At 76.2% G+C, this 10844-nt stretch carries 10 protein-coding genes; 3 read left to right on the top strand and 7 right to left on the bottom strand.

Annotated elements, in window-relative coordinates; translation table 11 throughout:
• The 3 genes from AB8Z75_RS09625 to AB8Z75_RS09615 form a co-directional block, all read left to right on the top strand.
• A partial coding sequence (locus AB8Z75_RS09625) for a carboxyl transferase domain-containing protein (RefSeq protein ID WP_369201009.1) occupies positions 1–691 on the top strand: 691 nt, incomplete at its 5' end.
• Positions 692–988: 297 nt separating this feature from the next.
• A complete protein-coding gene (locus tag AB8Z75_RS09620) occupies positions 989–1150 on the top strand; it encodes a hypothetical protein (RefSeq protein WP_369201008.1) in 162 nt (53 codons plus the stop codon).
• A gap of 133 nt (positions 1151–1283) precedes the next feature.
• The gene (locus AB8Z75_RS09615; protein ID WP_369201007.1) at positions 1284–1691 is read left to right on the top strand and encodes a DUF1992 domain-containing protein; all 408 of its coding nucleotides are present in this window, start codon (positions 1284–1286) and stop codon (positions 1689–1691) included.
• 10 nt (positions 1692–1701) lie between these two features.
• Here AB8Z75_RS09615 and AB8Z75_RS09610 read toward each other — a convergent pair whose 3' ends face one another.
• From AB8Z75_RS09610 to AB8Z75_RS09580, 7 genes are all read right to left on the bottom strand, one after another.
• Positions 1702–3468 (bottom strand): FAD-binding oxidoreductase, encoded by a 1767-nt coding sequence (locus AB8Z75_RS09610; protein ID WP_369201006.1) that lies wholly within the window; start codon positions 3466–3468, stop codon positions 1702–1704.
• Between the two features lie 151 nt (positions 3469–3619).
• Complete coding sequence (locus AB8Z75_RS09605; RefSeq protein ID WP_369201005.1) at positions 3620–4933, bottom strand: alpha/beta fold hydrolase; 1314 nt, start codon at positions 4931–4933, stop codon at positions 3620–3622.
• 93 nt (positions 4934–5026) lie between these two features.
• A complete protein-coding gene (gene cobC / locus AB8Z75_RS09600; protein WP_369201004.1) occupies positions 5027–6157 on the bottom strand; it encodes an Rv2231c family pyridoxal phosphate-dependent protein CobC in 1131 nt (376 codons plus the stop codon).
• Positions 6154–6654, bottom strand: coding sequence for a cobalamin biosynthesis protein (locus AB8Z75_RS09595; protein ID WP_369201003.1), 501 nt, complete (start codon positions 6652–6654; stop codon positions 6154–6156). The genes cobC and AB8Z75_RS09595 overlap by 4 nt, the downstream gene beginning before the upstream one ends.
• Positions 6651–8018 (bottom strand): cobyrinate a,c-diamide synthase, encoded by a 1368-nt coding sequence (locus AB8Z75_RS09590; RefSeq protein ID WP_369201002.1) that lies wholly within the window; start codon positions 8016–8018, stop codon positions 6651–6653. The genes AB8Z75_RS09595 and AB8Z75_RS09590 overlap by 4 nt, the downstream gene beginning before the upstream one ends.
• Positions 8019–8049: 31 nt before the next feature.
• Positions 8050–8658, bottom strand: a complete 609-nt coding sequence (gene cobO / locus AB8Z75_RS09585; protein ID WP_369201000.1) for a cob(I)yrinic acid a,c-diamide adenosyltransferase — start codon at positions 8656–8658, stop codon at positions 8050–8052.
• Entirely contained in the window at positions 8658–10823 is a 2166-nt protein-coding gene (locus AB8Z75_RS09580) for a putative cobaltochelatase (RefSeq protein ID WP_369200999.1), read from the bottom strand. The genes cobO and AB8Z75_RS09580 overlap by 1 nt, the downstream gene beginning before the upstream one ends.
• Between the last annotated feature and the right edge of the window lie 21 nt (positions 10824–10844).

Here is a 10844-nt window from a genome sequence, read left to right as displayed (position 1 = left end):
CCTGAGCACCCCGCGGCCACCCGAGCGCGCCCACTCAGGCGAGCCCGCGCAAGGGTCGCCCGCGCCCCTGCCCCGCACCGGCGTGGAGGCCGTTGCCCGCGCCCGGGCCGAGGCGCGCCCGAGAGCCGAGGCGTACCTGGACGCGTACTTCGGCAGCCGCGTCGAGATCAGCGGCGACCGGTGCGGCGGGGTGGACCCCGGTGTCCGGTGCGGGTTCGGGCTGCACGAGGGCCGGTCCATCGCCTACGCGGCACAGTGCGGCACCCCCACCCGGCCCGCCGGATACCGCACGGCCGCCCGCCTCATCCGCCTGGCCTCCCGCCTCGGCGTCCCCGTCCTCACCCTCATCGACACCCCCGGCGCGGCCAACGGGCACGACGACGAGCGGGCGGGGACCGGACCGGCGCTCGCGGAGGTGTTCGGCGCTCTCGCGGAGGCCGCTGTTCCGGTCACCTCCCTCCTGATCGGCGAGGGCGGCTCAGGCGGCGCCCTCGCCCTGGCCGCGCCGGGCCGGCTGTGGGTGACCGGCGACAGCTACTTCTCCGTCATCGCGCCCGAACCGGCCGCCGCCATCCTCAAACGCACCCCCGACCGGGTGCCGGAGACGGCCGAGGCCCTGCGCCTGCGCCCGCAGGACGCCGTGGACCTCGGAGTGGCACGCGGCATCGCCCAGGCGCCCCCCGGACCGTGAAGGCCCGCTTGCCCTGTTGCCCACCCGTCCTGTTGCCCGGTTGCCCTGTTGGCCCGTGGCCCGTCGGTCGGTTGGCCCGTGGCCCGATGCCCCGTCGGCCGTTTTCGCGTACAGGCACGGGCGTTCCCGTCGTCTCGCCCATCCCGACTCCCGTTCGCCTCCCGCGCCTCGGCGGCGTCCGCCGCGGGTGCCGGGCCGCGTCGGCGGGGACCGGGCATACAGTTCCGCTGATGTCAGCGGAAGAAGCGCTGGGACGGCTGGACGCGGCAGCAGGAGCGGAAGCAGGAGGGGCGGGGCGTGGACGCGGCACAGGACGCGGACGGCAGAGGCAGGGACGGCCGCCTGCGGCGCGCGCGGCTGTCCGGCACCGCGGCGCCGGCGGCCGGGACGCTGCTGCTGGAGCAGCCGGGTGCCGTGCAGGAGGTCTGCCTCACTGCCAGGCGGCACGGGGCCGTCTGACGGGCGCCCCGGGCGCGCCGCAGTCCCGGTCGTTCCACCGTCCGGGCCGCACCGGTTCGTCGTCTGGGACCATGGAGGGTGACACCCGCTCCACGGCGACCGCCAGCAGCGAACCGGAAGCGAAGGACGCGCCATGACGGAACGCAAGCCCCCAGGAGTCGACTTCGAGACGTGGGCCGACCGGCAGATCCGGGAGGCGGAGGAGCGCGGCGAGTTCGCGAACCTGCCCGGTGCCGGGAAGCCACTGGCCGGCATCGACGCGCCCTACACCGAGCAGTGGTGGGTCGAGCGCAAGATGCGCGACGAGAACCTCTCCTACCTGCCGCCGTCTCTCGCGCTGCGCAAGGAGGCCCAGGAGGCCCGCGAACGGGCTGCCGAGGCCCGGTCCGAGGCGGAGGTCCGCGCGATCCTCACGGAGATCAACGCCAAGATCGACGCAGCCGTCCGCGTGCCCCTGGAAGGCCCGCCGCACCGTCTGGTGCCCTTCGACGTCGAGAGCGCGGTGCGTCAGTGGCGCACCGCGCGCGGCCGGACAGCGTAGGGGCGGCCGGTCACAGGTCGATGACCGTGTCGCTCGCAGGCAGGGCGCTGCACAGCAGGGCCGTGCCGGGGTCGGGCGGCAGGGCGGGCGGCGAGGGGTAGACCACGCGTCCGTCGCGCAGCGGTTTGCTGCAGCTGCGGCAGGCGCCGGCCCGGCAGCCGGACGGGACGGTCAGCCCCTCGGACTCGGCGAGCTCGGCCAGCGTGCCGCTCTCCGGCCGCCACTTGGCCGTCCGTCCGGACGCGGCGAACCGGACGGTGAAGGGCCCCTCGGGAGGCTCCTCGGGTGCCGTGTCGCAGGCCCCGGGGGAGGCGAACACCTCCTGGTGGACGCGTTCGTCGGCCAGCCCCGCGGCCGTCAGCGCCTCTCGCGCGGTGGCGAGGAAGGACGCGGGGCCGCACAGGAAGGCCGTGCTCTCCGGGTCCGCGTCGTCCAGCACGGGCCGGCCCCGTGCGGCGTCGAGGCGTTCGGCGTCCCGCGCGGTGGCACGCGTCAGGTGCAGCCGCGCGTGGGCGTGGGGCAGCCGCGCGGCGAGGGCGCGGACCTCGGGCCACAGGGCGAGGTCGGCGGGGCCGCGCGCGGTGTGCACGACCTCGACGCGGCGGTCGGGCTGCTCGGCCGCACAGCCGTGCAGCAGCGCCGCGGTCTGGGTGATGCCGATGCCGGCGGAGGCCAGCAGCAGCGGCCTGGCGGTGTCGTCGTCCAGCACGGTGCGGCCGTGCGGCCCGGAGAGCGTCAGCAGGGTGCCGGGGTGGGCATGCCGGTGCAGATAAGGCGACATCCGCCCCGCCGGGTCGTGTTTGACGGTGATGCGCAGCCGCCCCGCGTCGTGCGCCGAGACGGTGTAGGCACGCCACACCGGCCCGCTCTCGGTGTGTGCGGTGACGAGGACGTGCTGGCCCGGCAGGGGCGCGGGGCGCTCTTCGGCCAGCGGGTCGGCCAGCCACAGGCTGAGCGCTGCGCTGCCGTGCCGGACGCGCTCCTCGACGCGGGCCCGCCGCGGCCACGCCGCGGGTTGCGGGCCTCCGTGCAGCGGGACAGGACGCCCGGGGGCGAGCAGCACCACGGGGTCCCCCTCGCGTACGGTGCCGGGCTCGACCACGCGGGCGCGCAGCCCGCAGTACAGGTGGCCGAAGCGGGTGGCCAGCTCCGCCGGGACGTTGAGGTCGCGGCGGGCGCGGCCGGGGTCGACGCAGGTCGCGGCGCAGCGGTTGATGGGGTGCAGCACCTCCAGCCGGGCGCCGCCGACGGCGATGCGGGCTCCGGGCAGGTCGAGTTCCGCCCAGGCGGGAAGGTCCGCCAGCCACAGGTTGGCGCGGAACCTGCGCGGGTCGACCGCGTGCCCGCTGACGTCGGAGAGGGCGTCGACGGAGGCCAGGTTGAGCAGCGAGACGGTGGCTTTGTCGTCCCAGTAGCCGTGCTCCGCGCGGTGCAGCTCCGCGCCGCCGAACCAGTCGGTGCGGGCGACGGCCCCCGGCGCGTGCGGGTCGAGAGGCACGGTGACGCTCGCGTACGTGGGGTGGGTGAGGGTCGCGGTGCCTGCCTCCTCGTCGATCCGCACGCGCCCTTCGGCGGGTCCTGGAGCGGCGGAGAGGGTGTGGAAGTGCCGGGTGGACGCCCAGGCGCCGCCCGCGGGAACGGGGCGCCGCGCGAACGCGAACATCCGGTCGCGGGGCACGCCTCCTCGGGCGGTGAGCCTGGCCTGGGGGACGTGGTGGCCGGGCAGCCCCTTGACGGGGTGCCGGGCGATACGGGCGATACGGGCGAGTTGCGACAACGGGCTGCACTCCCTGGGACCAGATCGTGGAGTGACCGGGTGCCCCTCCTCGCCAGTCCGTTCACCCAGGATCCGCTCCTGGGTCTCTCCTCCCTCGCCCCTTCCCGGGCGTGTCGCGTCGCCCCTCGCCCCTTCCGCTACCCGTCCGTCGTCACACCTCGCCCCGTGCCATGCCGACCAGCCGGTCGAGTACGGTTCCCCGGCTGACGCGCAGGGCGTCGTGCTCCCACGCGCTGGTCACCCAGGTGCGGACGTGGGGGACGGCGCGGGCGGTGGCCAGCGAGTGGTCGCGGTCGACGTACATGTCGTCGTGGTAGACGGCCGCGTACACGGGCACCTCGTTGGCCGCCAGCCGCTCGGTGTCGTACAGGTCGGGCCAGTCGCCGCGTTCGGCCAGCAGGTGCGCGGCCTCGGCCAGCGGCGCCAGCGCCGGGTCGAGGTCGAACATCCACGGGTAGATCATCTCGCCGGAGAACAGCACGGGGCCGTCCCCCTCCAGCGCGCGCTCCGCGTCGAAGGCGGGGAACTCGCCGCGGAGGCGTTGCGCCGCCCACCCGGTGCCCTGCGTGCTGACGGAGCGCTGGGCGTAGGCGGCCTCGTGCAACACGGCGAACAGCGGGTTCGCCGCGAGGGACACCTGCCCGTGCACGCCGGCGAGGAACGCGTCCGACAGCTCGGGCCCGCTCGCGCCGCGGATCCACGCGCTCTCCAGCAGGTAGTGCAGGACGTGTGAGCCGGAGCCCTGGCCCAGCAGCATGCCGAGGTACTGGAAGCGCTGCACCGTCAGCGGGCTTCCGTCCGGCAGCCGCACCTCGTGCTCTACCAGGTGCGCGGCGATCCGCCTGACCGCCTCGACGTCCTGCGGGTAGCGGGCGTAGTGGGCGGCGTTCTTGGCCGCCACCCGGGGGTAGGCGGCCCGGTAGACGTCGTCCGCGCTGACGCGCAACCCCGGCAGTCCGCCCGTCACGAACGCCTCGCGGATGCCGTGCGGGGCGCGCGAGAGGTAGGCCAGGGTGCAGAAGCCGCCGAAGCTCTGGCCGAGCGTGGACCAGCGCACGTCCTTGCCCAGCAGCCGCTCGCGCACCAGTTCGGCGTCGCGGACGATCGCGTCGGCGCGGAAGTGTGCCAGGTACGCGGCCTGCTGACGGGCCGTGCCGCGTGCCGCGAGGGACTGCCGGTTGGCGGGCGTGGAACGTCCTGTGCCGCGCTGGTCGAGCAGCAGTACCCGGTAGTGGCGCAGCGCCGCCGCCAGCCAGTCGGCCTGCCCGACAGGGCGCGGCGAGCCCGATCCCGGGCCTCCCTGGAGGAACAGCAGCCAGGGCAGCTCCTCGCGCTCGCGCCCCGCCGCGACGACCTCGCGCGCGTACACCTCGATCTGTTCGCCGTCCGGCCGGTCGTGGTCCAGCGGTACGGCGAAGACGTGGTCGGTCAGCACGGTGCCGGGGTGCCGCAGGGTGGCGGGCATTCCAGACCTCCTGGGGTGGACGGTGGGGTGGTTGCCCTCATTCGATCAGGTGCCGGGCGCGGCGGGGAGGGGGCGTCCTGCCCGCCGCGCCGCTCAGCGGCCGGCGGGCAGCGACTCCAGCGCCGTGCCGAGCGCCGCGGCGAAGCCGTCGCTGGTCTCCCGGTCCCGTACCGCCATCCGGAACCACTCGGTGCCCAGCCCGGGGAAGGTGTCGCCGCGCCGTACCGCGAACCCCAGCTCGCGCAGCCGTGCCCGTACGGTCAACGCCCGCGGGTGGCCGACGAGGAGGAACGGGCCCCGCGGGTCGGGAGTGGCCTCGCGGACGCCGGCGCTCCGCAGCCCGGCCAGCCGCTCGCGCAGGTGCGCGCGGTCCCGGGCGAACCGGTGCGCCGCCGCCTCCGCCTCGGCCAGCGCCTCCGGTGCGCTGCACGCCTGCGCGGCCGTCAGCGCGGGCGCCGAGACGGGCCACAGCGGTTGGTGCCGGGCCAGTGTCCGCACGGTGTCCGGGTCGCTGAGCACGTAGCCGACACGCAGTCCGGCCAGCCCCCACGTCTTGGTGAGGCTGCGCAGCACGACCGTGCGGCCCGGCAGCCCGTCCAGCAGCGGTACGAGCGACTCGCGCTCGCCCGGCACCGCGTCGACGAACGCCTCGTCGACGACCAGCGTGCGCCCAAGGCGGGCGAGGCGCGCCAGGTCGGCGGCGGGGTGCAGCACGGAGGTCGGGTTGGTCGGGTTGCCGACGACCACCAGGTCGGCCTCTTCGGGGACGTCCTCGGGCCGCAGCCGGAAGGCGCACTCGGGGCGCAGCAGCACCCGCCGCACCTGGTGCCCGGCGTCCCGCAGGGCGGCCTCAGGTTCGGTGAACTGCGGGTGCACCACCGTCGGGTGCCGCGCGGTCAGGGCGCGGGCCAGCAGGACGAACGCCTCCGCCGCGCCCGCCGTCAGCAGCACCTGTTCCTCCGCGAGCCCGTGCCGCGCGGCGACCGCCCGGCGCGCGGGTCCGCTGTCCGGGTAGGCGGCGAGGGAGCCCAGCGAGGCGGCCAGCCGCTCTTTCAGCCAGGCCGGGGGAGTGCCGGTACGGACGTTGACGGCGAGGTCTCTCAAGGCGGCGCCGTCGCCTCGCACCTCCGCGTCCCCGTGGTGGCGCAGCGTGGTGGCGGAAGGCGCGGGGCCGGCGTCCGCGCGGCCGGGGGCACCGTGCACGGTGGGCTCGCAGGCGCTCATCCGTCCCTCCCCGGCACGGCGATCGCCGCGAGCGCGGCGGTCGCCCGCGCGGGTCCGCCGCCGCGCGGCCGTGAGAGCGTCTTGGGCGTCAGCAGCACCGGGGCGCCGCCTCGGACGTGGGAGCCGTCGCCGCCGCCGCTGGCCAGCAGCGCCGCCGCCTCGGCGACGGAGGGGGTGCCCACGGCCGTACGGGAGAAGTCGGAGGGGTGCGGCACCCGGACGCGGGCCAGGGCGCGCGCGTCGTAGGCGAGCAGCGGCAGCCCCGCCGCGCGGGCGGCGGCCAGCAGTCCGGGCTCCTCCGCGCGGGCCTGCACGGTCGCCAGCGCCGCCACGTCACCCTCCGTCAGCCCGGCGGCGGCCAGGACGCCCCGCACCAGGTCCAGCACCTCCTCGGCCGCCACTCCCGCGCAGGTGCCCACGCCGACGGTGAGGAGCCTCGGACCCGCGCCTGCGCCCGTGGCAGCGCCGCCGCCCCGGGGCGGTCCCAGCGGGTTCACGCGGCGCTCCCGGCTTCCTGCCGCCGCGCGCACGCGGCCGTGAACCGGCCCGCCAATCCGGGCGAGGACGCCCAGTGCACGTGCAGGTAGGAGGCGTGCACCTGGCCCTGGACGAAGCCTTCGGTACGCCGCTGGGGCCGCACCAGCCCCCAGGCGGGCACCGTGCCGGCGCCGGGGACCAGCTCGGTGCGGTGGAACTCGTGGCCGCGTACCCGGGTGCCCGCCTCGGCGAGGGCGCTGTCGGCCACGGCGACCGCTTCGCGGTAGCCCAGTGTGAGCCGCTCCGCCATGCGTCCTCGCGCGTCCAGTACCCCGCACATGGGTTTGCCGTCCAGCTCCCGCGCCAGGTACAGCAGCCCGGCGCACTCGGCCGCGACAGGTCCTGCGAAGGCCGCGACCTGTGTGCGCAGGGATCGGTTTTCGGACAACTCGGGTGCGTACACCTCGGGGAAGCCGCCGCCGACGACGAGACCCGCCGTCCCGTGCGGCAGCGCCTCGTCGCGCAGCGGGTCGAAGCCGACGACCTCGGCGCCCGCGGCGCGCAGCAGCTCCGCGTGCTCGGCGTAGGAGAACGTGAACGCCTCGCCGCCCGCGACGGCGATCCTGGGCGCGCGGGAAGCGACCGCCCCCGCCTCGTGCGCCGGGTCCCACGCCTTCCCGGGCAGCGCCGGTGCCTGCCGCGCCAGGGCGAGCAGCGCGTCCAGGTCGCAGCCCTCGCGCACCCGCCGGGCGAGCGCCGCCACCGCCTCGACGGCCTCCGCGCGCCGCTCGGCCACCGGCACCAGGCCCAGATGGCGGGAGGGCGCCCGCACCACCTTCGTGCGGCGCAGCACACCCAGCACGGGTACCCCGGTGCTTTCCAGCGCCTCTCTCAGCAGTTCCTCGTGCCGGTCGGAACCCACCTTGTTGAGCACCACGCCGGCGACCCGCACCTGCGGGTCCCAGGAGACGAAGCCGTGCACCAGCGCGGCGACCGACCTGGACTGCGAGGAGGCGTCCACCACCAGCACGACCGGAGCCCGCAGCAGCTTGGCCACGTGTGCCGTCGAGGCCAGCTCGCCCTGCCCCGCGGCGCCGTCGTACAGGCCCATCACGCCCTCCACGACGGCCAGGTCGGCCCCCGCGGCGCCGTGCGCGAACAGCGGGGCGACGCGCTCGGGGCCGCACAGGTACGCGTCCAGGTTGCGCCCCGGCCTGCCGGTCGCCAGCGCGTGGTAGCCCGGGTCGATGTAGTCGGGCCCGACCTTGTGCGGCGAGACGGTCAGACCGCGTGCGGCGAAGGCGGCCATCAGCCCGGTCGCCACCGTCGTCTTGCCGCTGCCCGAGGACGGCGCCGCGATCACCAGCCGCGGTGTGCGGATCACGCGGCGCCCCCGGCGGCACCCTGCGCGACGGTCACCATTCGATGCCCTTCTGGCCCTTCTGCCCGGCGTCCATCGGATGCTTCACCTTCGAGAAGTCGGTCACCAGATCCGCCGCGTCGACCAGCTCCCGCGGCGCGTTCCGGCCCGTGACGACCACGTGCTGGGTACCGGGGCGGTCCCGCAGCACGGACACCACCTCCGCCACGTCGACCCAGCCCCAGTGCATCGGGTAGGCGAACTCGTCCAGCACCAGCATCCGGTAGGTCTCGGCGGCCAGATCGCGCTTGACCTGCTCCCAGCCCTCGCGGGCCGCCGCCTCGCTGCTCATCTCGCCGTCGGCGACGTTGCGCTGGATCCACGACCAGCCCTCGCCCATCTTGTGCCACGTCACGCTGCCGCCCTCGCCCGTCCCGCCGAGCACCTTGAGCGCACGCTCCTCGCCGACCTTCCACTTGGCCGACTTCACGAACTGGAACACCCCGACCGGCCACCCCTGGTTCCACGCCCGCAGCGCCATACCGAACGCGGCCGTCGACTTCCCCTTGCCGACCCCCGTGTGCACCGCGACCAGCGGCCGGTTGCGGCGCTGACGCGTGGTCAGGCCGTCAGCGGGTACGACACTCGGCTGCCCCTTCGGCATTACGCGGCCCTCCGTGCGGTGCGGGAATCCCTTGCATCCGTGGTCTGGCGGACGAGGTCGGCCACCGCGTCCGCGCGCAGCGCGTCCAGCGTGACGCTCTCGCCGCCCAGTTGGGCGGCCAGCTGGGCCGCCAGCCCCAGCCGTACGTGTCCGGCCTCGCAGTCCACGACCACCGAGGCGACCCCGTCGGCGGCCAGCGCGCCCGCCGCCTGCCGGGTGCGCACCAGCGGCTCGGGTCCGCCCGTCGCCCGCCCGTCGGTGACGGTCACCAGCAGCGGGCGCCGCGCCGGGTCCCGCAGCCGCTCCACCCGCAGCACCTCGCGCGCCCGCCAGAGCCCGGCCGCCAGCGGCGTGCGGCCCCCGGTCGGCAGCGACTCGAGCCGGGCGGCGGCCGCGTCCACGGACGACGTCGGCGGCAGCGCCACCTGTGCCTCCTCCCTCCGGAACGTCACCAGGCCGACCTTGTCCCGCCGCTGGTAGGCGTCCAGCAGCAGCGACAGCACCGCGCCCTTGACCGCGCTCATCCGCTGCCGCGCCGCCATCGAGCCCGACGCGTCCACCACGAACAGCACCAGGTTGCCCTCGCGGCCCTCCCGCACGGCCTCCCGCAGATCGTCGCGGCGCACCACCAGGCCGCTGCCGCTGCGTCCCCGCGCGCGCTGGTACGGCGCCGCCGCCTGCACGGTGGCCGCCAGATGCAGCTTGCCGAGCGCACCGTGGGGGCGGCGCGCCCCCGTGGTGCGGCCGTGCGCCGTGCGAGCACGTGAGCGCCGCCCGGCCGCGCCCTCACCGAGCCCGGGGACGGTGAGAACGCGCGCCTTGAACGGCTCGCCCGTCTCAGCGGTGGGCTGCGCCGCGGCCTGGGCTCGCGGGTCGGGCTCCCCGGCGGCCTCCCCGCTGGAGGGCTGCCCGGACGGTGACGGTGACCCGTCGGCCTGCTCGGGGACAGCGGCCTCTTCGGGGCCGGTCGTCTCGCTGCCCGTCCCCTCGTGCGGGGCGTCCTGTGGCGCGTCGTGCGGGTGGGTCTGCGGGGGGATGCCGCCGCCGGGGCCGCCGTCGGGCCCGTCGCCACCGCCGTCGTCCGGCCCCTCGCTCCCGGGCCCGTCGCCCTCGGGCCCGTCGTTTCCTGGGCCGCCGTCCTCCTCGGGAGCGTTCTCCTCCAGCGTCCGGTCCAGCTTGTCCTCGTCCAGCCCCGGCGCGTCGAAGGGGTTGCGCCTGCGCCGGTGCGGGAGAGCCAGCAGCGCGGCCTGCCGTACGTCCGTCTGCTCCACCTCCCCGCGCCCCGCCCACGCGGCCAGCGCCGTCGCCGTACGGGCCATCACCAGATCGGCGCGCATGCCGTCCACCTCGAACGCCGCGCAGGTCGCGGCGATCTGCCGCAGCGCGGCGTCCCCCAGCCGCACCTCGGGCAGCAGCGCGCGGGCCGCCACGATGCGCTCGCGCAGCCGCCGCTCCTCGTCGGCCCAGCGCGCCGCGAAACCGGCGGGGTCGTCGTCGTAGGCCAGCCGGCGCCGCACGACCTCCACCCGCTCGTCCGGCTCCCGCGAGGCCGCCACCTCGACCGTCAGCCCGAACCTGTCGAGCAACTGCGGTCGCAGCTCACCCTCCTCGGGGTTCATGGTGCCCACCAGCAGGAAGCGGGACGCGTGCCGTACGGAGACGCCCTCCCGCTCCACGTAGGAGGCGCCCATCGCGGCGGCGTCGAGCAGCAGGTCGACCAAGTGGTCGTGGAGGAGGTTGACCTCGTCCACGTACAGCACGCCCCGGTGCGCGTCCGCCAGCAGCCCCGGCTCGAACGCCTTCACGCCCTCGGACAGCGCCCGCTCGATGTCGAGCGCGCCCACGAGCCGGTCCTCCGAGGCGCCGACGGGCAGCTCCACCATGCGGGCCGCGCGTGCCTCGGCCGCGTCCGGGTCGGTGCCCGCGTGCGGGCCGTCGGGGCAGTCCGGGTCGGGTGCGGCGGGGTCGCAGGAGAAGCGGCAGCCCGGCACGACCCTCACGTCGGGCAGCAGCGCCGAGACGGCCCTGACGGCCGTGCTCTTCGCCGTGCCTTTCTCGCCGCGCACCAGGACGCCGCCAATGGCCGGGGAGACGGCGTTGAGCAGGAGGGAAAGCTGCAAGTCGGCTTGGCCGACGAGGGCTGTGAAGGGATAGGGAGGCGTCACGCGGTCACTCCTTCGAGTGGC

Origin of the sequence: Streptomyces sp. PU-14G, assembly GCF_041028275.1 — a bacterium.
Taxonomy (GTDB): domain Bacteria; phylum Actinomycetota; class Actinomycetes; order Streptomycetales; family Streptomycetaceae; genus Streptomyces.
This window is presented reverse-complemented; position numbering and strand designations above follow the sequence as displayed.